Annotated in this window: 17 protein-coding genes; 13 read left to right on the forward strand and 4 right to left on the reverse strand. The window is 69.7% G+C overall.

From position 1 onward, the window contains the following. From ACFXN1_RS06460 to ACFXN1_RS06470, 3 genes are read left to right on the forward strand one after another with little or no spacing between them, the layout of a single operon-like run. Positions 1 to 1,365, forward strand: a complete 1,365-nt coding sequence (locus tag ACFXN1_RS06460; RefSeq protein WP_379442749.1) for an NtaA/DmoA family FMN-dependent monooxygenase — start codon at positions 1 to 3, stop codon at positions 1,363 to 1,365. Then, complete coding sequence (locus ACFXN1_RS06465) at positions 1,362 to 2,174, forward strand: DUF1684 domain-containing protein (protein WP_379442748.1); 813 nt, start codon at positions 1,362 to 1,364, stop codon at positions 2,172 to 2,174. The genes ACFXN1_RS06460 and ACFXN1_RS06465 overlap by 4 nt, the downstream gene beginning before the upstream one ends. Further along, positions 2,171 to 3,307 (forward strand): LLM class flavin-dependent oxidoreductase, encoded by a 1,137-nt coding sequence (locus tag ACFXN1_RS06470; RefSeq protein WP_379442746.1) that lies wholly within the window; start codon positions 2,171 to 2,173, stop codon positions 3,305 to 3,307. Before ACFXN1_RS06465 ends, ACFXN1_RS06470 begins: the two co-directional genes overlap by 4 nt. A gap of 185 nt (positions 3,308 to 3,492) precedes the next feature. Here ACFXN1_RS06470 and ACFXN1_RS06475 read toward each other — a convergent pair whose 3' ends face one another. Then, entirely contained in the window at positions 3,493 to 4,767 is a 1,275-nt protein-coding gene (locus ACFXN1_RS06475) for an ROK family protein (protein WP_379442745.1), read from the reverse strand. A gap of 709 nt (positions 4,768 to 5,476) precedes the next feature. Between ACFXN1_RS06475 and ACFXN1_RS06480 the strand changes: the two genes are divergently transcribed. Genes ACFXN1_RS06480 through ACFXN1_RS06505 form a run of 6 tightly spaced genes read left to right on the forward strand, consistent with a single transcriptional unit; the run spans position 5,477 to position 12,282 of the window. Continuing rightward, a complete protein-coding gene (locus ACFXN1_RS06480) occupies positions 5,477 to 6,265 on the forward strand; it encodes a GntR family transcriptional regulator (RefSeq protein ID WP_379442744.1) in 789 nt (262 codons plus the stop codon). Beyond that, positions 6,266 to 6,493, forward strand: a complete 228-nt coding sequence (locus ACFXN1_RS06485; protein ID WP_040853885.1) for a ferredoxin family protein — start codon at positions 6,266 to 6,268, stop codon at positions 6,491 to 6,493. It begins immediately after the preceding gene. Between the two features lie 9 nt (positions 6,494 to 6,502). Then, a complete protein-coding gene (locus tag ACFXN1_RS06490; protein WP_379442742.1) occupies positions 6,503 to 7,927 on the forward strand; it encodes an ABC transporter substrate-binding protein in 1,425 nt (474 codons plus the stop codon). 25 nt (positions 7,928 to 7,952) lie between these two features. Beyond that, positions 7,953 to 8,825, forward strand: a complete 873-nt coding sequence (locus tag ACFXN1_RS06495; RefSeq protein ID WP_379442741.1) for an ABC transporter permease — start codon at positions 7,953 to 7,955, stop codon at positions 8,823 to 8,825. Continuing rightward, positions 8,822 to 9,583 carry an ABC transporter ATP-binding protein gene (locus ACFXN1_RS06500; protein ID WP_379442739.1) on the forward strand — a complete coding sequence of 254 codons (762 nt, stop codon included), beginning with the start codon at positions 8,822 to 8,824 and terminating at the stop codon, positions 9,581 to 9,583. The genes ACFXN1_RS06495 and ACFXN1_RS06500 overlap by 4 nt, the downstream gene beginning before the upstream one ends. Further along, positions 9,583 to 12,282 carry a fumarate reductase/succinate dehydrogenase flavoprotein subunit gene (locus tag ACFXN1_RS06505; protein ID WP_379442738.1) on the forward strand — a complete coding sequence of 900 codons (2,700 nt, stop codon included), beginning with the start codon at positions 9,583 to 9,585 and terminating at the stop codon, positions 12,280 to 12,282. Before ACFXN1_RS06500 ends, ACFXN1_RS06505 begins: the two co-directional genes overlap by 1 nt. Positions 12,283 to 12,295: 13 nt before the next feature. Here ACFXN1_RS06505 and ACFXN1_RS06510 read toward each other — a convergent pair whose 3' ends face one another. Continuing rightward, positions 12,296 to 13,897 (reverse strand): DUF2207 family protein, encoded by a 1,602-nt coding sequence (locus ACFXN1_RS06510; RefSeq protein ID WP_379442736.1) that lies wholly within the window; start codon positions 13,895 to 13,897, stop codon positions 12,296 to 12,298. Positions 13,898 to 14,300: 403 nt separating this feature from the next. On the opposite strand from ACFXN1_RS06510, the gene ACFXN1_RS06515 reads away from it, so the two are divergent. Beyond that, positions 14,301 to 15,230 carry a neutral zinc metallopeptidase gene (locus ACFXN1_RS06515; RefSeq protein ID WP_379442734.1) on the forward strand — a complete coding sequence of 310 codons (930 nt, stop codon included), beginning with the start codon at positions 14,301 to 14,303 and terminating at the stop codon, positions 15,228 to 15,230. A gap of 87 nt (positions 15,231 to 15,317) precedes the next feature. Here ACFXN1_RS06515 and ACFXN1_RS06520 read toward each other — a convergent pair whose 3' ends face one another. Together ACFXN1_RS06520 and ACFXN1_RS06525 are read right to left on the reverse strand one after the other, a co-directional pair. Beyond that, a complete protein-coding gene (locus ACFXN1_RS06520; RefSeq protein ID WP_379442733.1) occupies positions 15,318 to 16,613 on the reverse strand; it encodes an ammonium transporter in 1,296 nt (431 codons plus the stop codon). Positions 16,614 to 16,719: 106 nt separating this feature from the next. Next, complete coding sequence (locus tag ACFXN1_RS06525; RefSeq protein ID WP_379393278.1) at positions 16,720 to 17,553, reverse strand: hypothetical protein; 834 nt, start codon at positions 17,551 to 17,553, stop codon at positions 16,720 to 16,722. Between the two features lie 425 nt (positions 17,554 to 17,978). Between ACFXN1_RS06525 and ACFXN1_RS06530 the strand changes: the two genes are divergently transcribed. The 3 genes from ACFXN1_RS06530 to ACFXN1_RS06540 all read left to right on the forward strand — a co-directional run bounded on the left by ACFXN1_RS06530 (position 17,979) and on the right by ACFXN1_RS06540 (position 24,065). After that, a complete protein-coding gene (locus ACFXN1_RS06530; protein ID WP_379442731.1) occupies positions 17,979 to 20,405 on the forward strand; it encodes a DNA polymerase III subunit gamma and tau in 2,427 nt (808 codons plus the stop codon). A 257-nt stretch (positions 20,406 to 20,662) separates the two neighbouring features. Beyond that, positions 20,663 to 21,874 (forward strand): acetyl-CoA C-acetyltransferase, encoded by a 1,212-nt coding sequence (locus ACFXN1_RS06535; protein ID WP_364621314.1) that lies wholly within the window; start codon positions 20,663 to 20,665, stop codon positions 21,872 to 21,874. 37 nt (positions 21,875 to 21,911) lie between these two features. Beyond that, positions 21,912 to 24,065, forward strand: coding sequence for a 3-hydroxyacyl-CoA dehydrogenase NAD-binding domain-containing protein (locus tag ACFXN1_RS06540; RefSeq protein WP_379393282.1), 2,154 nt, complete (start codon positions 21,912 to 21,914; stop codon positions 24,063 to 24,065). Positions 24,066 to 24,165: the final 100 nt, after the last annotated feature.

Consider the following 24,165-nt stretch of genomic DNA (forward strand, 5'->3'; position numbering starts at 1 on the left):
ATGCCGGATCAGCGGATACGCAAGCAGATTCACCTGGCCGCCCACTTCCCGGGCGTCAATCACCACACCGTCTGGACCGACCCGGACTCGGGCAGCCAGATCGACTTCGACTCGTTCGTGCACCTGGCGCGCACCGCCGAGCGCGGGCTGTTCGACTTCTTCTTCCTGGCCGAGGGCCTGCGCCTGCGCGAACACCGCGACCGCATCCACGACCTGGACGTGGTGGGCCGCCCCGACACCTTCACGGTGCTCAATGCGCTGGCCGCGGTCACCGACCGGCTGGGCCTGGCCGGAACCATCAACACCACGTACAACGAACCCTTCGAGCTGGCAAAGCAATTCGGGACGCTGGACCACCTGTCCGGCGGGCGCGCCGCCTGGAACGCGGTGACCTCCTCGGACGCCTTCACCGGTGAGAACTTCCGACGCGGCGGCTATCTGGAGCACGCCAAGCGCTACACCCGCGCGTACGAGGTGGTCGACGCCACCCGCGCGCTGTGGGACAGCTGGCCCGCCGACGCCCTCGTGATCGACCGCGAGCGCGGTTTTTTCGCCCGGTCGGTGCCCGAGGTGCACTTCAGCAGCGATCAGTTCGAGATCGACGGCCGGTTCGTGCTGCCGCGCAGTCCGCAGGGCCATCCGGTGCAGATCCAGGCCGGCGACTCCGACGAGGGCCGCGAATTCGCCGCCGCCAAGGCCGATGTCATCTTCAGTGCGCACGGCGAGCTCGAGGACGGGCAGCGGTTCTACCGGGATGTGAAGGACCGGCTCGCCAAGTACGGCCGCGGTCGCGACGATCTGAAGATCCTGCCCGCGGCCGGGTTCGTGCTCGGTGACACCGCGGCCGACGCGGCCGAACGCGCCGACCACATCCGCCGGCAGCAGGTGACGCCGCAGACCGCCATCGCCTTCCTCGAACAGGTCTGGGGCCGTGACCTTTCCGCCTACGACCCGGACGGCCCGCTGCCGGACATCGATCCGGCCGAGGATGTGAACATCACCCGGGGCAGGGTCCGGCACGCTCGCGATCCGCGCGCCATCGCCGAGGCGTGGCGGGCCAGGGCCGAGGCCGAGCAGCTCTCCATTCGCGAGCTCATCATCGCCACCACCGCCCGCCAGCAGTTCGTGGGCACGCCCCGGCAGGTGGCCGCCGAGATCGACCACCACGTCCAGTCCGATGCCGCCGACGGTTTCGTGCTGGTCCCGCATCTCACACCGACCGGTCTCGACGAGTTCGTCGAGAAGGTCGTCCCGGAACTGCAGTCCCTGGGCAGCTTCCGCACCGAGTACACCGGCGCGACCCTGCGTGACCACCTGGGTCTGCGCCACCCCCACCACGGCACCGAAGGAGTCCGCGCCTCATGACCGCCACCGCCACCGAATTCGACCAGCAGTGGGCCACGTTCCGCGCCGAACGAGCCGCCTGGGCCCGCCAACCGCTGGGCTGGCTCAGCCTGACCGGCCTGTACTGGCTCGGGGAACACGACGAGACCGTCGACGGCCTGCCCGGCCGCTGGCGCGCCGACGGCGAGAACGTCCATGTGACAGTGGAATCCGAGGAGGCGGGGCAGCTGCTGCTGAACGGCGCGGCACTCGCCGGTTCGGCGGTGCTCACCCCGGGCGAGGGCGCACCGGGGCTCGAGGTCCGCACCGGTGACCGTGTCATCGAGGTGATCCGCCGGACCGGGCAGTTCGCGCTGCGTGTCCACGATCCGGCATCGCCGGCCCTGGCGGCCTTCACCGAGATCCCGGTCTACCGGCCGGATCCGGCCTGGGTCGTGACCGGCCGGTTCGAACCCTTCGAGGTGGCCCGCGTGGTCACCACGGGTGCGGTGGTCGAGGGCCTCGAACACCACCACACCGCCACCGGAACCGTGACCGTCGAACTGGACGGCGAGCAGCGGCAGCTCGTCGTTTTCGGCAACCAGACGCGCGGCCTGCACGTGCTCTTCACCGACGCCACCGGCGGTGTCACCACCTACGGCGGGGTGCGGCGGCTGGATCTGTCCCGGCCCGCCGCCGACGGCACCGTGGTCCTCGACTTCAATCGCGCGGTCAATCTGCCCTGCGCGTTCACCGACTACGCCACCTGCCCGGTCGCTCCGGCCGAGAACCGGCTCCCGCTGGCCGTCGAAGCGGGCGAGCAGGATCCGCGGCAGGAGCACACCGCATGACCATTCCGCTATCCGTCCTGGATCTGGCCCCGATCAGCGCGGGCTCCACGCCGCGGCAGGCGGTGCGCAACAGCATCGACCTGGCCCGGCAGGCCGAACGCCTGGGCTACCACCGGTTCTGGGTCGCCGAGCATCACTTCGTGAAGGTGGCCGGCGCCGCGCCGACCACCCTCATCGGATTGATCGCCGCCGCAACCGAATCCATTCGCGTCGGGTCGGCGGCCGTGCAGCTCGGGCACCACACCTCGATCTCGGTGGTGGAGGCCTTCGGCACCATCGACGCCCTCTACCCGGGCCGCCTGGATCTGGGGCTGGGGCGCTCCGGTCACCGTGCGGACCAGGTGCGGTCGGCGGGTGTGCCGCCGGTGCCCGCGCCGGATCGCCCCACCGAGGTCCGCGACGGCGTGGTCATCCCGCCCCCGTTCTTCCCCGGCCAGCTGCTCGACTTCTCCAGGGTGCGAGCGGGTTTGGGCGCGCTGCACCTGCCGGGCGCGCAACCGCTGCCCTACACCGAACAGATCGCGGAGATTCTCGCGCTGCTCGACGGCACCTGTGTCACGCCCGACGGCGTCGAGCTGCACGCCGTCCCCGGCGAGGGCGCCGACGTGCAGCCCTGGCTGTTCGGCAGCAGCGGCGGCGAAAGCGCGCAGCTGGCAGGGCGATTGGGACTGCCGTTCGCGGCGAACTATCACGTCTCGCCGGGCACCGTCGTGGAGACCGTCGAGGCCTACCGCGCGGCCTTCCGCCCGTCCGCCCGCTTCCCACGCCCGTACCTGGTGGTCTCCGCCGATATGGTGGTCGCCGCGGACGACGCCACCGCCCAGCACCTGGCCGCCACCTACGGCCACTGGGTCTACAGCATTCGCAGCGGTGCGGGCGCGGCGGAATACCTCGATCCCGACACCGCGCCGCCGCTGTCCGACCAGCAGCGCCGCCTGGTCGACGACCGGGTCACCACCCAGTTCGTCGGCTCCCCGGCCACCGTCGCCGAACGCCTGCGCGCCTTGCAACGGCTCACGGGGGCGGACGAAATCCTGGTCACCAGCGTGACTTTCGACCATGAGAACCGGGTGAACTCCCACCGCCTGCTGGCTCGCGAGTGGGGACTGTCCCCGCAGGTGCGCGCCGCGTGAGACCACCGCCGCCCGCCCGGAAGGGGACTCCGGGGCGGGCGGCGGGGAAACCCGCAGTGCGCGCAAGGGCCTCGCGTGCTTGCGGGACCGGGGGCCGGGCCGGACCGTGGACCGTCCGGCCCGACCCCCTTCGGCCACAAGGAAATCCCCGCCGGACGCACCGGCGGGGATTTCGTCGTAACGGGCTAGCGGGCCCGGGTGGCCCGGCGCATGGCCGACAGCGGATCGGCGTAGAACACGCTCACCGACGTCACCGCCGCCGCGAATTCCTGCACCCGTCCGCCGAATCGGCTGATCCGCAGATCCGCCGCGGGCAGCGTGGTCGACTCCGCGAAGGCCTTGGCGACCCGCTCCATGCCGGGCCGCCAGCCGGTGAACGCCTGACCGCCCAGCACCACCCGGTCCGGATTGAACATGTCGCGCACCAGAGCCGCGGTGCGGCCCAGGATTTCGGCCCGCTCGATGAGCAGGTCACGGGCGGCGGCATTGCCCGAGTCCGCGGCCCGGTACAGATCGGTGATCGCCGGGCGGCGCGGGGCCTCCGGCTTGGGCAGCACTCCCTTGCGCACCGCGCGCTCCAGCAGGGCGCGCTCACCGATGGCGGCCTCCAAGCAGCCGCGCCGGCCGCAGGTGCAATCCACCTCCGAGCCGGTCGGCAGGTGCGCGATCGAGCCGGGGCCGTTGGCGGGCGTGTGCACCCGATCGTGCAATGTCACTGCCACACCGGCGGTTTCGCGGGCATAGATGAACAGGCTGCTGCCCGGTCGTGCCTCCTCACCCGGCTCGCGCGGGGTGAGCAGCAGCTCCGCCGCCGCCATCGCCTCGACGTGCGCGGACACCGAGACCGGCAGATCCAGCACGCTGCTGAAGACCGCCGCCACCGGCGCGGCCTGCCAGCCCAGGCGGGGATGGTCCACCACGCCCGCGGCGGGATCCACCCGCCCGGCCAGCGCCACACCGGTCCACAGCGGCCGCCGCCGCGGCAGCCGGTCCAGGAACGCCTTGGCGCTGCGGGCCACTATGGTCAGCGCCGCGTCCTGACCCGTTTGGGGCGTGGCGATTTCGAGTCCGCCCAGAATCCGGCCGGACAGGTCCGCGGCCACGATGCGGGTGACGGTGAAGCCGATGTGCACACCCAGCGTCACGTAGGTGTCGGTGTCGACCTCGAACGGCACCCGCGGGCGGCCCACCGCGCCGGACGCGGTCAGATCGGCGCGCTCGCGCAGCAGTCCGGCCGAAAGCAGCGCGGACACTTGGCGATTCACGGTGGCGATGCTCAGACCCGTGGCCTGTGCGGCGATATCGCGGAAGATGGGTCCGCGGGTGGCGGCGCGCAGCACGGCGGCCGCCGGATTGTCGGTGATGCGCAGCTCCGGCGGCACCGCCGGGCGGGCCGGAGCCAGCCGTGCGGTCGCGGTGGAGACGGCGGTATGGGGACGTTCGAGCGTGGGGCTGGACACTTTTCGCAATCCTTGCTGCGGTCCCGCCTGCCGACAGGGGGACGAATGCCTACATGGAGGAATCAGCGGTGCAGCGAGGAACCCGGATCCGGGTGGGCGATGATGCTTGAACGATCCGGGTCAGAACTCGGCTGCGCGACGGCAGGGACAACACAGTTCCCGTTGCCGCGGCAGCCGAACGCCCAGCGCGATGGTCACGTAGGTGACCCGCGGCGCGGAGAGAGGGCGACTGGCAGACATAGGATCAAAGTATCATTCCGATCACGACGAATGGAAGGCGCGCGCGTCCGTCCCGGCAGCCCCGGGCCTGTCGGCCCGCCTCGGCTGCAAACCCTCCGAACAACCTCCCGTGCGGCCGAATCTTTTGTACCGGTTGATATTTCACGCCACCGACCCGGTCGTGCAGAGCCGACGGAAAATGTGGTGCACGCCACGTCGCCGTCCCGCATCTCGAGAAAGCGGGCCTGTCCCGACCCCACTCCGGACCCGGGTCCGGTGCACGCATTCCGCTCAGCGTGATTCCAAGTCCCCCAACCCGGGTCACGGTGGCGCAATAGCTCGAATCACCGGCATTTCGGCAGGCCGCGCGCACGGCCCGGCGGCGCAGAAACGCACCGCCCGCGCGGCCCTCCGGTGAGTGCCCCGGTGCCCTCCCGCATCGCCTCTACAGTTCTGAAACCACAGGTCAAGGGCGTCGAGAGGAGTCGAGGTGTCGCCGGAACCGGTACTGCTGCATGCACCCCTGCGCCGGGCCGATCGTGCCCGTCAGGTGGCGGATGTGCTGCGTCAGCAGATTCACGCGGGCGCGTTCGAGGGGGCGCTGTCCCCGGAACACGGGCTGGCCGCCGAATTCGCGGTGTCGCGGAACACGATTCGCGACGCCCTCACCCTGCTCAAGGACGAGGGCCTGATCGAACGCGCCCCGAAGATCGGCACCCATGTCGCCCAGCGCAAGTACGACCACGGACTCGACGCCCTGCTCGGTCTGAAGGAGACACTGCGCGGGCACGGCGAGGTCCGCAATGAGGTGCGTGCGGCCCGGCGGCTCCTGCCGCCGCCCGCGGTCGCCCGCAAGCTGCGGCTCGAACCCGGCGAACAGGCTGTGTATATCGAGCGCCTGCGATACCTCGGCGACCTGCCGCTGAGCCTCGACCTCACCTATCTGGCCCCCGACATCGGCGACGAGGTCGTCACCCGCGATCTCGAGCGCAATGACGTCTTCGCGCTCATCGAGCAGATCAGCGGCGGCCCACTCGGATCCGCCGATCTCGCGCTCGAGGCCATCACCGCCGACGCCCACTCGGCCATGACCTTGCAGATGCCGGAGGGCGGCGCGCTGCTGCTGCTCGAGCGGCTCACCAAACTCGAGGACGGCCGCCCGGTCGACCTGGAATACATCCGCATGCGCGGAGACCGGATCACCATGCGCGGCAGCCTGATCCGGCCACCGGAGCGCTCACCGGGTGCCGAAGCGGGCACCGACTGGAGGTTGATCTAGATGGCTGTGGTCGAGCACCGGGCCGACGTGCCCGTGACCATCGACGAATCGCTGTGCATCCAGGGCTGCACGCTGTGCGTGGAGATCTGCCCGCTGGACTCGCTGGCGATCAACCCGGACAACGGCAAGGCGTACATGCACGTCGACGAGTGCTGGTACTGCGGCCCCTGCGCGGCCCGCTGTCCCACCGGCGCCGTCACCGTCAACATGCCCTACCTGCTGCGTTGAGGAAAACCCATGAAGTACCGCCCCGCTCTGGCCGCTCTGGCCGCCGCCCTCGCCCTGACCGTGTCCGGCTGCTCGCTCGCGAGCACCGGCGACGGTGACACCGTCAAGGTCGTCATCGGCTACCAGTCCAAGACCATCAATACCGTCACCGCCGGAACCCTGTTGAAGGCCAAGGGCTTTCTGGAACAGCGCCTGAACGCCCTGAGCGCCGCGGGCGGCAAGAAGTACGCGGTGGAATGGCAGGACTACGACACCGGCGCGCCCATCACCGCGCAGATGGTGGCGGAGAAGATCGACATCGGCTCGATGGGCGACTATCCGCTGCTCATCAATGGCTCCCGCACCCAGGCGAGCGAGCGATCGAAGACCGAGCTGGTCTCGATCACCGGGTACAACCCCAAGGGCGCGCTCAACATGGTGGTGGTCGCGCCCGACTCCAAGGCGCAATCCCTGAACGACCTGGCCGGACAGAAGATCTCGGCCAGCGTGGGCTTCGCCGGGCACGGCACCCTGGTGCAGGCGCTGACCCGCGCGGGCATCGACCCCAAGTCCGGAGTCGAGGTGCTCAATCAACAGCCCCAGATCGGTTCCTCCGCACTGGAATCCGGGCAGGTGGCGGCGCTGTCGCAGTTCGTGGCCTGGCCCGGGCTGCTGGTCTTCCAGAACAAGGCCAGGCTGCTCTACGACGGCGCGGAACTGAACGTCCCGACCTTCCACGGCGTGGTCGCCCGCCGCGACTACGCCGCGCAGCATCCCGAGGTGCTCGATGCCTTCCTGCAGGCCCAGCTGGACGCCACCGATTTCATCCACCAGCACCCCCTGGAAGCGGCGCAGGTGGTCGCCGACAACGCCGGGCTGGCCCCGGAGGTCGTGTACCTCTACAACGGGCCGGGCGGCACCTCCTTCGACACCACGCTGAAGCCCTCGCTCATCGCCGCGTTCAAAGGTGATGTGCCGTACCTGAAGTCGATCGGCGACTTCGCCGACCTCGACATCGACAGGTTCGTCGACCCGGCCGCGCTGAAGCAGGCGTTCGCGGAGCGGGGCCTGAACTACGACGCGGAGCTGGCGCGCACCACCAACCCGGCGCCCGTCGCCGGCACCGATCCGGTGGCCAACCGGGCTGCCGACAATCCGGCGCTGGCCGGCGAGATCTGGCTGACCGGCCAGGACGTCACCCAGCCCGCCGCCGACCCCACCAGTCTGCTCCGCGCGATCAAACAGGCGCGGGCACAGGGGAAGACGGTCCGCGCCGCCTACGTGCCGGATGCCGAACTCGGCACCCGCTGGTTCGCCGACAAGGCGCTGTGGGTCCGCGACGGGGACACCTACCTGCCCTTCACGACCGCGTCGGCCGTACAGCGCTACCTGGGCCGGCACCCGTCGGGTGTGACGGTGTCCTACGACCAGGCCGTCAGCGAGGTCCGGCCGTGAGCGCCCGGCGCAGGGGAGCCGGACGATGACCGTCACGACAGCAGTGGACGCTGCTCCGGCACCCCGGCCGGCGTCGCCCACCGGTGTGGTGGCCGCGGCACGCTCGCGCACCGGCCGGACGGTATGGCAGGGCCGCCTGGTGCGCGCGCTATCGGTGCTGGCCGCCATCGGCGTCTGGGAATTACTGACCGCCAACCACATTCGGCTCTGGGTGCGATTCGATACGCTGCCGACCGTCACCCAGATCGTGCGGGCCTTCCGCCATCAGCTCGGCACCGGCACCTACTACCTGGACCTCGGCCAATCGCTGATCCGGATTCTCTCCGGATTCGGGCTGGCCGCGGTGGCAGGCGTGACGATCGGTGTGGCACTGGGCCGTTCCCGCTGGTTCGCCGACATCGTGGGGCCGCTCACCGAACTGGCCCGGCCGATTCCGGCCATCGCCATCGTGCCGGTGGCCATCCTGCTCTTCCCCGACGACGAGGCCGGGATCGTGTTCATCACCTTCCTGGCCGCCTTCTTCCCGATCATGGTCGCCACCCGGCACGCCGTGCGGGCGTTGCCGACCATCTGGGAGGAATCGGTGCGCACCCAGGGCGGCAGCCGCTGGGACGTGCTGTGGCGGGTGGTGCTGCCGGGCAGCCTGCCCGGCGTCTTCGGCGGGCTCTCCGTCGGCATCGGCGTGGCCTGGATCTGCGTGGTCTCGGCCGAGATGATCTCGGGCCGGCTCGGCGTCGGGTACCGCACCTGGCAGGCGTACACCATCGTCGACTACCCGGGCGTCTTCGTCGGCATCATCACCATCGGCGTGCTCGGATATACCACCTCCGCCGCCGTGGAACTGCTCGGGCGGCGCGTCACGCACTGGCTGCCCCGAGGTGAGGAGTCCGTGAAATGAGCACCGCCGGAATCGATCTGACCCTGGATCGGGTCGGGCTGTCGTACACGAGCGCGCCGGTGATCAGCGACCTGTCGCTGACGGTGCGACCGGGCGAGATCCTGATCCTCACCGGACCCTCCGGCTGCGGGAAGTCCACGGTGCTGCGCGCCCTGGCGGGCCTGCTGCGGCCGGACACCGGCCGGGTGCTGGCCGACGGGCTCGAGGTGACCGGCACCGATCGCGACCGCGCCGTCGTCTTCCAGGACAATGCCCTGCTGCCCTGGAAGTCCGTCCGCGCCAATATCGAACTGGCCCTGAAACTCCGGGGCGGACCCCGGGCCGGACGACGCGCGCTGGCCGACCGCTGGATCGCCGAGATCGGGCTCACCGGCTTCGCCGACTTCCTGCCCAAATCGCTGTCCGGCGGCATGCGCCAGCGCGTACAGCTGGCCCGCGGACTGGCGGGCGCGCCCCGCGCGGTCATGATGGACGAGCCCTTCGGCGCGCTGGACGCCCAGACCCGGAACACCATGCAGCGCCTGCTGATCGACACCTGGCGCGAGCATCCCGCCACCCTCGTCTTCGTCACCCACGACGTGGACGAGGCACTGCTGCTCGGCGACCGCATCGCGGTGCTCGGCCGCGCCGGCGAACCCCTGCGCGCGCTGCTGGAGGTCCCGCGCCCGCGCGAAACCGGGGTCGACCGCACTGCGCTACGCACCGACATCATTGCCGCCCTGGATCATTCGGGCGACCTCACGGAGGCAACCAAGTAATGGACATCCCCGATCTCGCCGACACCACCCGTCTCGACTGCGACGTGCTGGTGATCGGCGGCGGCACCGCCGGCACCATGGCCGCGCTCACCGCCGCCGAAGCCGGCGCGAACGTACTGCTGCTGGAGAAGGCGCACGTCCGCCACTCCGGCGCGCTGGCCATGGGCATGGACGGCGTCAACAATGCCGTCATCCCCGGCAAGGCCGAGCCCGAGGACTACGTCGCGGAGATCACCCGCGCCAATGACGGCATCGTCAACCAGCGCACCATCTATCAGACCGCCACCCGCGGCTTCGCCATGGTGCAGCGGCTGGAGCGCTACGGCGTGAAGTTCGAGAAGGACGCCTACGGCGAATACGCCGTGCGGCGGGTGCACCGGTCCGGGTCGTACGTGCTGCCCATGCCGGAGGGCAAGGACGTGAAGAAGGCGCTGTACCGCGTGCTGCGGCAGCGGAAGATGCGCGAGCGCATCAGCATCGAGAACCGGCTGATGCCCGTGCGGGTGCTCACCGAGAACGGGCGTGCCGTCGGCGCGGCCGCCTTGAACACGCGCACCGGTGAATTCGTCGCGGTCGGCGCGAAGGCCGTCATTCTGGCCACCGGCCCGTGCGGCCGCCTCGGGCTGCCCGCCTCCGGGTACCTCTACGGCACCTACGAGAATCCGACCAATGCCGGTGACGGCTACGCCATGGCCTACCACGCGGGCGCGGAGCTCTCGGGCATCGAATGCTTCCAGATCAACCCGCTCATCAAGGATTACAACGGCCCGGCCTGTGCGTATGTGGCCAATCCGTTCGGCGGGTACCAGGTGAACGCACTCGGCGAGCGCTTCGTGGACTCCGACTACTGGTCCGGCCAGATGATGTCCGAGGTGAAGCGGGAGATCGAATCCGCCCGCGGCCCCATCTATCTCAAGGTCTCACACCTGCCCGAGGAGACCCTGGACGCCCTCGAAGGCATCCTGCACACCACCGAACGCCCCACCCGCGGCACCTTCCACGCCAATCGCGGCCACGACTACCGCACCCACGACATCGAGATGCACATCTCCGAAATCGGTTTGTGCAGCGGGCATTCCGCCTCCGGCGTCTGGGTCGACGAACACGCCCGCACCACCGTGCCCGGCCTCTACGCCGCCGGCGACCTGGCCTGCGTCCCGCACAACTACATGATCGGCGCGTTCGTCTACGGCGACCTGGCCGGCGCGCACGCCGCATCCACCCTGAGCGAGGTCACCGCTCCCGGCGAGCTGCCCGCCGACCAGCTCGCCGCCGCGCACGAACTCGTCTACCGCCCGCTGCGCAATCCCGACGGGCCGCCGCAGCAGCAGGTCGAATACAAGCTGCGGCGGTTCGTGAACGACTATGTGGCCCCGCCCAAGACGGACACCAAACTCTCCCTCGCCATCGAGACCTTCGATCGCATGCTGGACGACCTCACCGCCATGGGCGCGCGCACCCCGCACGAGCTCATGCGCTGCGCCGAGGTCACCTTCATTCGCGACTGCGCCGACATGGCCGCCCGGTCCTCACTCACCCGCACCGAATCCCGCTGGGGCCTCTACCACGAGCGGGCCGACCTCCCGGAACGCGACGACGTCGAATGGCGGTACCACCTCAACCTGCGCAAGACCGCCGACGGCCGGATGGAATTCCTGAAGCGGCCGGTCGCACCGTATTTCGTTCCGGTGCCCGGGCTGGACGATCTGCCCGGCACCGACGACACCGTCGTCCCGGTGGACCAGCCCGCCCTCATCGGCACCCCGCCCAACCTCGGGGCGCAGGTGCGCTCCCACGCACCCGCCGCTGGCGGCGTGACGAAAGACATTGTGGCACCTAGGATTGCGCTACTGCTGAGCCTGGACGCGCCCGGTATCCCGGAGTTGCTGCCGTTCCTCTCCGATGCGGATCCCCGGGTCCGCGCCACCGCCCTGGCGGTCCTCACCGAGCACACGCCTGACGGCTTCGCCGACCAACTGATCGCTGCGCTCGCGGACGAGGACGCGGAAGTGCGGTCGGCTGCCGTGTCCGGCCTGCGGGAACTCGCCGAAATCCTGCCCGCCGCAACCGGTCTCGTCCAGCACGCCGATTCCCCGGATCCGATCGTGCGCGCCGCGGTGGTGGACCTGCTGCGCGCCCTGCGGTCCGGCTCGGCGGAGCTGTTCGCCAAGGCCGCCGTCGACGCCGACCACCGCGTCCGCATCCAGGCCGTGCACGCCCTGGTCTCCCTGGACGACTGGATCGCCCTGACCGCCGCTGCCCACGACGACAATCGCGAGGTCAGGATTGCCGCCGGGCGCGGTCTGGCCACCATCGGACTCGGCGGCGCCGACACCGTCCGCGCCCTGACCGCGGACCGCGACCCACTGGTCCGCGCGGCCGCGTTCACCGCGCTGTCGCGACTGGGCGCCGACTCCGACGCCACGGCACTGACCGCCGCACTGGGTGATTCGGCATGGCAGATCCGGGAGGGGGCAGCGCGCGGCCTGGCCGCGGTCGGACCGGATCGAGCGGTCGAACCACTGAGCCGGGCCCTCGCCGATATCCATCCCGATATCCGCAAGGCCGCGGTGCTGACCCTCAGCACCTGGCCGGAATCCGCCGCCGCCCTGGCCGCCCTCGAATCCGCCCGCGCGGACAGCGATGCCGATGTGCGCGCCTACGCCCGACGTGCGCTGGCGGTACACGCCGGCGGCTAGGCCGTCATGCGGGTCAGCGCTGGTCGGCGGTCCGGAACAACCCTTCGACGGCCGTGATGAAGTACGGGAAATGCGCGCCGAAACGCTGCAGCGCGCGATCGCCCTCGAAGCCGCCGAACCAGTACAGGCCCGGGCTCCCGTCCGCCGTCGGATCCAGCTCGCGGAAGGTGCGCACCCACTGGTCCCCGCGGTGCGCGGCCACCAGGAACGGCAGCGCCCGGGAGAACACCAGCTCCTGATCGGCGGCCGGAATGCGCTGCGGCGCAATCGCGTCCAGCCCGCGCTGCATGGCCTGGACCCGACCGGTCAGCTCCCGGCCCAGCGCCGTGCGGGCGGGCAGATAGCGCGGCAGCAGCAGCGCCGCCACCCCGCCGAGCGCGATGGCCGCGCCGACCAGGGCGTGCCGCTGCGGGCCGAAGGCCAGCGCCGCGGTCGCGATGACCCCGAGCAGGATCAGCCCGACGCCGAGCCAGAACTCGAAACCCCGGCGGGTCCGGTCGATGAAGACCCCGGCTGCCACCGCATCACCGATCAGCGCCGCCCGCACCGCGCTCGCATCCACCCGGCCCTTGCGGTCGGACAGCAGCACCGACTCGACGCCCTCCGGAATCAGTGCCGCGTACACCGCGCGCTCGTAGGCGGTCAGCTGCCCGTCGGGCGGATTCACCCGGGAGAAACGCCAATCCGAATCGCCGACAGCGCTCACCCACAGATAGTTGCGCACCGCCAGATCCACCACGGTCGACGCCATATCCGGTACGTCGGCGTGGCCGTCGAGCAGCAGCCCGGCCGTGCTCGGCAGCATCCCGTCGGGCGAGGTGAACTGGACGTGGTCGCCCGCGCGCACCAGCGGATCGAGCACCTCGGTGCCCGCCGGCGCCGACCGGCGCGACCACACCACATACCCGGCCGCCGCCGCCAGCGCCGCCAGCAGCACGCCGAACGCGGCGAACACCGGACCGGTCAGCGAGAAGGCGCCGGGCGCATTGTCGTCGCGCACATCGGCGTTCGCCTTGACCGTGCTCGGCGGCAGCTGCAAGGTCACATCCAGGATGTCGCCCTTGTGGAGATCCGTCTTCTCCAGATGCGCGAAGCCGTCCGGCTCCACGCGAATATCCGCGCAGTCCTGCGGATTTCCGGGCGGGCCGACCGTGCACCTGGTGATGCCCATGCGGAAGCTCGGGCTCGACACCGTCGCATTGATCGACGCCACATCGGTATTCAGCACGCCGGTCCACTGGAACACCTGCGCGCCCGAAGCGTCACTGACGGTGTTGTGCACGGTGTACTTGAAGGTGGCCGAACCCGGCCGGGCCTCGATGGTGAACCGGTCGTCGGCGACCTTGGCATCGCCGTCCCCGTCGGCGGACACGTCGGTCACCTGGAAATCGCGCTGCACGCCCGCGCCCACCTGCACCCGCAGCGGCAGCACCTGCCGAAACTCGCCGCCCTCGGGCACTTTCACGGTTTCGGTGACCCGCAGCAGACCGTCGTCGCCCAGATTCACCTCGGCGGTGATATCCACACCGGCCGGCTGCGCCACCGCGGCCGGCGCCGCCACACCCGCCACCGCGAGCAGCAGCGCGACCAGGGCGGCCCCCCGAAAAATCTGCATGACTGGCTACTCTAGCCAGCTTGCTATCCTTCCTCAGCGGCAAGTCGCAGGTCTATGGAGCCGGCAGGTTATCTCTGAGGAACGAGGGGGTGCGGGGGAGATGACTCGCCCACCGTCCGAGCACGGACCGACACCCCCGGGCCGGCGTCCCGTGCCACCGCGCGGAACCCCGCCGCCGGGTGGGTCGCAGCAGCCGCCCGGATACCAACGGCCGCCGGGATATTCGCCGCCGCCGGGCCGGCCCACTCCGCCGCCGCCCGGGTATCCATCCCCGCGCCCGGGATATCCGCCCCCGCCCGCTGCGAGTGCGCCCCGGCCGGGATATCCACCGCACCAAGGCTTTCCGCCGCCCGGCTACGGCCAGCCGCCCGGTTACCCGGCCCGGCCCGCCTACCGCGCGCCCATGCCGCCGCCCACCGCCGCCCCGCCGACCGGCGCGATCCCGATGACCCGGCCCGCGCCGCCGCGCCGCGGCCGGATCGGTGTGCTGGTGGTGATCCTGGTCCTGCTGGTGACCGGCGTGCTGCTGCGCACCGCGATCACCACCGGCCTGAATTCCATCAATGCCGGCTCGACCGTCAAGACCAGCTACTCGGGGGATGCCGGCGAGAACCACGGCGTCGCGGCCACGGCCGACAACCCGCTGCTCACCAATGCCGATTACACGCTGCTGCCCGCCAAGTGCGCCTACACGCCGTGGGGCACCCAGGTCGAGGTGGCGCGCAAGTTCTTCGAAACCGCGGCGGACTGCTTGCACTCCACGTGGAAACCGTTGTTCGACAAGATCAATCTGCCGTTCGAGGCGCCCAAGCTGAACGTGTCCGCCGACACCACCGGAATCACCACCCTGTGCACCGGGAACAGCACCAATTTCGCGGCCTTCTACTGCTCGGCGGACATGACCATCTACATGCCGATCAGCCAGCTGCAAACCGATCTCTTCGGCAACAACTGGGTCGTCTACCTGTCCGTCTTCGCCCATGAATACGGCCACCACGTCCAGGCCCAGTCCGGCATTCTCGGCAAGGTGCACCAGCAGCGCCGTGACGCCGGTTCCCGCAGCGACACCGGCCTGGAACTGTCCCGCCGCACCGAATTGCAGGCCCAGTGCTTCGACGGCATGTACCTGTCGTCGTCCAGCAATGGCGGCTCGCTGACCAGCGCCCAGATCGGCGTGGCCCGCAATGACGCCTACCACCGCGGCGACGGACCCGGCGACATGCGCGACCACGGCACCGCCCAGAACATGGGCGGCTGGTTCGAGACCGGGTACGACAAGGACCGCACCCTCCAGTGCAATACCTTCAGCGTCCCCGCGAGCAAGGTGAACTGAACCGGACCGCAGAGCATTCGAGCCCCGCTGCGCGACGCAGCGGGGCTCGAAAGGTCTGACGGCTCAGTGCTCGATAACTCGCACAGCTCAGTGCCCGTGCGGCTTACCGATCCGGCTCGGCGCGTGCCCGTGCACGCCCTCGGCGTACGCGGTCTCCGCGTGCAGCGCGAAGTCGATGCCGCCGATCTCGTCCTCCTTGGTGATCCGGAAGCCGATCAGCTTGTCCAGCACCTTGCCCAGCAGGAAGGTCACCCCGAAGGCGAAGGCCGCCACGGTCAGCACGCCCACGGCCTGCTTACCCAGCTGACCCAGTCCGCCGCCGTAGAACAGGCCCTTCGGCCCACCGGTCATGACCGCCGAGGCCAGGAAGCCGATGAGCAGCGTGCCCACGATGCCGCCCACGAAGTGCACGCCCACCACGTCCAGCGAATCGTCGTAGTTGCCCTTGAACTTCCAGCTCACCGCGAACGAACACACCACGCCCGCAACCAGACCCACGATCACCGCGCCGATGGTGTTCACCTCGCCGCAGGACGGCGTGATCGCGACCAGACCGGCCACCGCGCCCGAGGCCGCGCCGAAGGTGGTCGGCTTGCCGTCGCGCCGCGCCTCGACCACCAGCCAGCCCAGCATGCCCAGACAGCCCGCCACCAGCGTGTTCAGGAACACCGCGGCGGCAATGCCATTGGCCGTCAGGGCCGAACCCGCATTGAAGCCGAACCAGCCGAACCACAGCAGGCCCGCGCCCAGCAGGACGAACGGCAGATTGTGCGGCCGCATGGCATCGGTCTTGAAGCCCACCCGCGGTCCCAGCACCAGTGCCATGGCCAGTGCCGAAGCGCCCGAGGCGATCTCGACCACCAGACCGCCCGCGTAATCGAGCGCGCCCAGCTTGGCCAGCCAGCCGTCCGGCGTCCACACCCAGTGCGCGATCGGCGCGTACACGATCAGCGCCCAGGCCGGCACGAAGATCATCCACGCCGAGAACTTGGCGCGGTCGGCGATCGCGCCGCTGATCAGCGCCACGGTCAGGATCGCGAAGGTCAGCTGGAAGGTGACGAACAACAGCTCCGGCACCGCCGCCCCGCTCTTGTTGTCCACCACGTGCAGCGTGTTCGGATCGATTCCGGCCAGCCCGAAATGCCCGAGATCGCCGATGATCCCGCCGCCCGCGTCATCCCCGAAGGCCAGGCTGTACCCGAACAGCAGCCACGCCACCGCGACCAGCGGAATCGAGATGAAGCTCATCATCAGCATGTTGAGCACACCGCTGGACCGCACCATGCCGCCGTAGAAGATCGCCAGTCCGGGTGTCATCAGCAGCACCAGCGCCGTGGCGGCCAGCAGCCAGGCCGTCGCCGCCGGGTCGAGATGAGGTGTCATGCGGTAACTCCTTCCACGCGGTGATCGCGTTGCGTGGAAGTTACCGAATCCTCACGTTAAGGCGCTGTTACAAAAATGAGGCTTCGGATACCTGCCGTTAACAGCCCTAGCTGCGACGATCCTTGACCTTTTTGGTCAGCGCGCGCAATCCGCGCGGGCCGGGGACCGGATTGCCGTCGTCGAGCGCCATCCATTCGGCGGTCACGAGCCACTGCTGCTGGGCCCGGGCGTCGGCTGTGTCGTTGAACACGCGCCGCCCCCGATCGTCGCGCAATTCGTAGGCCAGCACCGACCAGCGCGGCGGGCGGCCCTGCTCGGCCACCTGGTCCCGCAGATACGCCGCCACCAGCGTGCCGATGGTGTTCACCGGCCGCAGCGACACCCGGTTGCCGTACCGGGCGGCATGGTAGCGCCTTCCGGCACACAGGGACCGGGGCGAGGCGTTGTAGGCGATCCAGCCCGCGCGCTGGGCGCGCTCGATCAGCCACAGATGCTTGATGGCGGTCGGCGGGATATCGCCCACCCGCTCGCGGATCAGGGCGATCGCCGGTTCGGAGAGCAGAATGTCGCGCCGGGTCGGACCCGTGCCGTGCGCGATCCAATAGTTGTCGGTGAGTTTCGCCAGCACCCGTCCGAAATCATCGATGCTGCGCTGCGCTCGCCGGCCCAGCCGCTCGATGCGGTCGGCCTCGGCCCGCATGTCGTTCTGCACGATGAGGGTGTGGATCGCCGCCAGGGTCGGCACCTGGCCACGCTGCAGCAGTTCCAGAATCGCGCCCGCGGTAGTCGGATCGGCGGCGGCGGACACGGGTAGAGAGTCGCGCCGGATGTCGTAATCGTGCGGGCTGATGGCCCGGCTGAGCAGTCCGACCGCGGCGGAATCGCCGGCGAATTCGGTACTGGAGAGCCAGGCTGCGGCAATCTCGTCACACGACTGCACGAGGCATGTCCTCCGGGGGATTTGGTTGTGCTCCGGCCGGGATGAGGGACCGGCCGGGGCGACCAACCTGATGAAGGTTTGGCTACCGAAGTTGCCGTCGTCCACGGTAGCCAAGCGATTGCGATCTTGCCGCATCGATTGACTGGATCGTTATGTCGGCTCTCTGGAGTGGAAACAGAACGTAAGTCTGTATCTGGTGACATAGCAGGTCCGGGGTCTTGGACAAATGGCCGCTATGGACACGCTGAGAATTTGCTGTGGGAATTGTCGAGATATCCGTTCGGGACGGTCGGTTCTGATCGGGCCTCAGGAATGAGTGTGATCTACGCCATAGTTTGAGCGGAAGGCCGGACACAAGTGGCGTACCGGACGACCGGCTCGGCGGCGCGGCACCGCCTGTCGGTGCGCCCCGGTAACCTCTCCCCGTGGCTCTGTACCGGAAGTACCGACCGGCAACGTTCGCTGAAGTGGTGGGTCAGGAGCACGTCACCGATCCCCTGAGTATCGCGCTCGACACCGGGCGGATCAGTCATGCCTATCTCTTCTCGGGGCCGCGCGGTTGTGGCAAGACCTCCTCCGCGCGCATCCTCGCGCGCTCACTGAACTGCGTACAGGGCCCGACCTCCAAGCCGTGCGGCGTCTGCTCGTCCTGCGTGGCGCTCGGCCCGGGCGGATCCGGCAATCTCGACGTCATCGAGCTCGACGCCGCCAGCCACGGCGGTGTGGACGACACCCGCGAACTGCGCGACCGCGCCTTCTACGCCCCGGCCGAATCCCGGTACCGCGTCTTCATCGTCGACGAGGCGCACATGGTCACCACCGCGGGCTTCAACGCGCTGCTCAAGATCGTGGAGGAGCCGCCCGCCCACCTGATCTTCGTCTTCGCCACCACCGAGCCGGACAAGGTGCTGCCCACCATCCGCTCGCGCACCCACCACTACCCCTTCCGGCTGCTCCCGCCCGCCACCATGCGCGGACTGCTCGGCAAGATCTGCGACCAGGAGGGGGTGCAGGTCGAAGAGTCGGTGTACCCCTTGGTGATTCGGGCCGGCGGCGGCTCCCCGCGCGACAGCCTCAGCGTGCTGGACCAGCTGCTGGCGGGCGCGGGCCCCGACGGCGTCACCTATCCGCGTGCGGTCTCGCTGCTCGGCGTCACCGATGTCGCCCTGATCGACGACGCCATCGAGGCACTTGCCGTCTCCGACGGCGCGGCCCTGTTCGGCACCATCGACCGCGTGGTGGAGGCGGGCCACGACCCCCGCCGCTTCGCCACCGACCTGCTCGAGCGGCTGCGCGACCTGATCCTGCTACGCGCCGTCCCCGACGCCACCGACCGCAACCTGGTCACCGGCCCCGGCGATGTCATCGACCGCATGCGCTCCCAGGCCGAGCGCCTCGGCGCCGCCACCCTGGCCCGGCACGCCGAACTCCTGCACGAGGGCCTCGGCGACATGCGCGGCGCCACCAACCCCCGCCTGCTGCTCGAAGTCATCAGCGCCCGCATGCTTCTTCCGGCGGCCTCGGATGCCGAAACCGCCACCCTCCAGCGCCTCGAGCTGCTGGAGCGCCGAATGGCAAGCGGCACAATCCCCGCCGCCCCGCAGCCGGCGCAGGCCGCCTCGGCTGCCCAGGCCGCGGCCTCGTCCGCCGCTCCCGGCGTGCCCCTGGCCGGCGGCGACAACCGCCGGCGCGGAGCCGCAGCCCTGGCCGCGCTGCGCGCCGAAAAGTCCGGCACACCGGCAGCTTCCGCCGCCGAGACGGCGTCCGCGCCGGCGCAGGCCGCCGATCCCGCACCGCAGACCGTCACCGCGGTCCGGCCGCCTGGGCTGAGCCCGGTGGGCAGCGCTGCGCCGCAGGTTGCGGCCACGCCGGTAGCGGAAAGCCCTGCGCCGCAGCCGGTTCCGGTCGCTGCTGACCCCATGCCCGCGCCGGTGGCGGTCGAATCCGTTGCGCCGGTTGCCGATCCGATCGCGGCCGTGCCGGTCGCGGAGCCGGTGGCCGAGGCCGAGCCGGTCGTGACTCCCGCGCCGGAGCCGGTCCCCGAGCCCGAGCCGGTCGCGGCACCGGCCGAGGTCGCTGCTCCGGCGGCCGCCGCGCCCGTGGGTGACGCCGTGCTGCAGGAGGTCGAGGCGGCATGGGCGGATATCCGGGCCAAGGTGCGGGACTTCGGTGCCGCGGTGCAGGCCCTGCTGACCGGCGCCAGTGTGGCGCGGGTCGAAGGGGAGACGATCGTTTTCGCGCATCTGCACGCGCCGCTGGCGCAGCGGTTGTCGCAGCCGCAGAACCTGGACGCGGTGCGGTCGGCGGTCCGGGCCGTGCTGGGTCGCGACCATGATGTGCGGTGGGAGGTCGGGGGACCGGCCGCCGGTGGCGGATCGGCGGCCAAGGCGGCGGGGCGGGCCCCGGCGGGCGGGCGGCCCGCGCCCAAGAAGGCCGCGCCGAAGTTCTCGCGCCCGAGTCAGGCCAAGGCGGCCGCGGCCGCACCGGTCGCCGAACCCGCGGCGGCCGCTGGGTGGGGGAGCACTGCGGCACCCGCGGCGCCCGCCGCTCCGGCGCCGGCGGATCCGGGTCCGGCGGGCGGGGATCCGTTCGATGCGAGCAGTGCCCGGTTCGCGCCGCCGGAGGACGATATTCCGCTGCCTGACGGGCCGGATCTTCCGGACGATCCGGGGCCGGGGGACTACTCGCCGGTAGGTTATGACGGCGTCCCACCTGCTACTACGCCGGAGGAGGAGCGGGAGATGCTGGAGGAGTCGGCGAAGCCGGTGCCTGCGGAGGAGCGCCGCGACCCGGATGAGGTGGCGCTAGCGCTGCTGCGGTCGGAGTTGGGGGCCACACCTCTCGAGGGTTGACAGTTCCCCTGCGGGGCAACTTAAGTTAACCGGAGTTCGCATAGTTCGGTACTATGATCGGGTGGCCGTGAGTATCGGTTTCGCGAGGTTCTAAGGTATGCCCGGGCGTACGGGCTTCCGGAGCGTCAACGAGCCTGCTCGGGACGCTGTTTGTACAGCGTCTAGGCGATCGGTCGTGGGGCCGGTCGGCGAGGTTATAGCCATGGCACTGCCCGCACAACGCGGTGACGGCGCACCCAAGAGAGGAAAACTCCGATATGACCACAGAGGCCTACATTTACGAGGCCATCCGCACCCCGCGCGGCAAGAACCGGAAGGGCTCGCTGCACTCGGTCAAGCCGATCGACCTGACCACCGGTCTGGTCGAGGAGCTGCGGAACCGGTTCCCGAACCTGGACGAGGACCGCATCTCGGACATCATCCTGGGCGTCGTCTCCCCGGTCGGTGATCAGGGCGCCGATATCGCCCGCACCACCGTGCTCACCGCGAACCTGCCCGACACCGTCGGCGGCGTGCAGATCAACCGCTTCTGCGCCTCCGGCCTCGAGGCCGTCAACATGGCCGCCCAGAAGGTCCGCTCGGGCTTCGACGACCTGGTGCTGGCCGGTGGCGTGGAGTCCATGTCCCGCGTGCCGATGGGCTCCGACGGCGGCGCCATGTTCATGGACCCGTGGACCAGCTACAACGCTTACATTGTGCCGCAGGGCATTTCGGCCGACCTGATCGCCACCATCGAGGGCTTCTCCCGCGACGACGTGGACGCCTACGCGGTCCGCTCGCAGAACCTGGCCGAGCAGGCCTGGAAGAACGGCTACTTCTCGCGCTCCGTCGTCCCGGTCAAGGACATCAACGGCCTGACCGTCCTGGACAACGACGAGCACATGCGTCCCGGCACCACCGCCGCCGACCTGGGCAAGCTGAACCCGGCCTTCGCCGGCATCGGTGACATGGGCGGCTTCGACGCCGTCGCCATGCAGCGCTACACCTACGTCGAGAAGATCGACCACGTCCACACCGGTGGTAACTCCTCCGGCATCGTCGACGGCGCCGCGCTGGTGCTGGTCGGCTCCGAGGAGGCCGGCGCCGCTTCGGGTCTGACCCCGCGCGCCCGCATCGTCGCCACCGCCACCTCCGGCGCCGACGCCACCATCATGCTGACCGGTCCGACCCCGGCCGCGCACAAGGCGCTGGCCAAGGCGGGCCTGACGGTCGATGACATCGACCTGTTCGAGATCAACGAGGCCTTCGCCTCCGTCGTCCTGAAGTTCCAGAAGGACCTGAACATCCCGGACGAGAAGCTGAACGTCAACGGTGGCGCGATCGCCATGGGCCACCCGCTGGGCGCCACCGGCGCCATGATCACCGGCACCATGGTCGACGAGCTGCACCGCCGCAACGCGCGCTACGCGCTGGTCACCCTCTGCATCGGCGGCGGCATGGGTGTCGCCACCATCATCGAGCGCGTCTGACGCCCACCGACTTTCATCTTCAGGAGAATCGAAAACAATGACCGAGAACATGATCGGCTGGGAAAAGGACGCCGACGGCATCGTCGTGCTGACCATGGACGACCCGAACCAGGGCGCCAACACCATGAACCAGCTCTACAAGGACTCCATGCGGGCCACGGTGGACCGCCTGGTCGCCGAGAAGGATGACATCACCGGTGTCGTCATCACCTCCGCGAAGAAGACCTTCTTCGCCGGCGGTGACCTCAAGAACATGATGCAGACCACCCCGGCGGACGCCGCGGCCATCATGGAGGAACTGACCTTCATCAAGGACGACCTCCGTCGTCTGGAAACCCTTGGCAAGCCGGTGGTTTCGGCCATCAACGGCGCTGCCCTGGGTGGCGGCCTGGAGATCACCCTGGCCACCCACCACCGCATCGCGGCCGACATCAAGGCCGTGCAGCTGGGCCTGCCCGAGGTCTCCCTGGGCCTGCTCCCGGCCGGTGGCGGCGTCACCCGCATCACCCGCATGCTCGGCATCGCGAACGGCCTGATGGGCGTGCTGCTGCAGGGCCAGAAGTTCAACGCGCAGAAGGCCAAGGCCACCGGCCTCATTCACGAGACCGTCGCCTCCGTCGAGGAACTGGTCCCGGCCGCCAAGGCGTGGATCAAGGCCAACCCCGAGGCGGGCGTGCAGCCGTGGGACGTCAAGGGCTACAAGATCCCGGGCGGCACCCCCTCCACCCCGTCGCTGGCCGCCAACCTGCCGGCCTTCCCGGCCAACCTGCGCAAGCAGCTCAAGGGCCAGAACATGCCCGCCCCCAAGGCGATCATGTCCGCCGCCATCGAGGGCGCGCAGGTCGACTTCGACTCCGCCTCGCTGATCGAGTCGCGCTACTTCGTGTCCCTGCTGACCGGTCCGGTCGCCAAGAACATGATCCAGGCGTTCTTCTTCGACCTGCAGCACATCAACAACGGCGGTTCGCGTCCGAAGGACGTGCCGAAGCGTGAGATCAAGAAGGTCGGCGTGATCGGCGCGGGCATGATGGGCGCGGGCATCGCGTACGTCACCGCCAAGGCCGGCATCGACGTCGTCCTGAAGGACGTCACCATCGAGGCCGCCAACAAGGGCAAGGACTACTCGGTCAAGCTCGAGGAGAAGGCGCTCTCGCGTGGCAAGACCACCGAGGAGAAGTCGAAGACCCTGCTCGACCGCATCAAGCCGACCGCCGACGCGGCCGACTTCGCGGGCGTGGACTTCGTCATCGAGGCCGTGTTCGAGAACCCGGAGCTCAAGGCGAAGGTCTTCGGCGAGATCGAGGACATCGTGGACGCCGACGCGCTGCTCGGCTCCAACACCTCGACCCTGCCGATCACCCTGCTGGCCAATGGCGTGAAGCGGGCCGAGGACTTCATCGGCATCCACTTCTTCTCGCCGGTCGACAAGATGCCGCTGGTCGAGATCATCAAGGGCGAGAAGACCTCCGACGAGGCGCTGGCCCGGGTGTACGACTACACCCTCGCCATCCGCAAGACCCCGATCGTGGTGAACGACTCGCGCGGCTTCTACACCTCGCGCGTGATCGGCAAGTTCATCAACGAGGCCATCATGATGCTCGGTGAGGGCGTCGACCCGCAGACCATCGAGCAGGCCGGTCTGCAGGCGGGCTACCCGGCGGCGCCGCTGAAGCTGTCGGACGAGCTGAACTTCACCACCATGCAGAAGATCTACAAGGAGACCGCCGAGGCGATCATCGCCGCCGGTGGCGAGATCGACGCCGCCTCGGGCGCGACCGCGCAGATCCTCGACAAGCTGGTGGGCGAGTTCGACCGCAAGGGCAAGGCCGGCGGCGCGGGCTTCTACGACTACGTCGACGGCAAGGCCACCGGTCTGTGGTCGGAGCTGCGCTCCACCTTCAAGACCTCGACCGAGCTCCCCGAGGGTGTCACCCTGCAGGACCTCGAGGACCGCATGCTGTTCGCCGAGGCCATCGAGACCCAGAAGTGCTTCGACGAGAACGTGCTGACCTCGACCGCCGACGCCAACATCGGCTCGATCTTCGGCATCGGCTTCCCGGCCTGGACCGGTGGCACCCACCAGTTCATCGTGGGCTACCCGGGTGGACAGCAGGCCTTCGTGGCCCGCGCCGACGAGCTGGCCGCCAAGTTCGGCAGCCGCTTCGAGGTTCCAGCTTCGCTGCGCAAGTAACAACGGCGCTCCAGCGCTGAAACACCCGGCCCGGGTCGCGAATACGCGGCCCGGGCCGGGTGTTTTACAGGTGTGTGAAGAGGACCGGACGGGACGCCCG

Source organism: Nocardia sp. NPDC059154 (genome assembly GCF_042755705.1).
Classification (GTDB): domain Bacteria; phylum Actinomycetota; class Actinomycetes; order Mycobacteriales; family Mycobacteriaceae; genus Nocardia.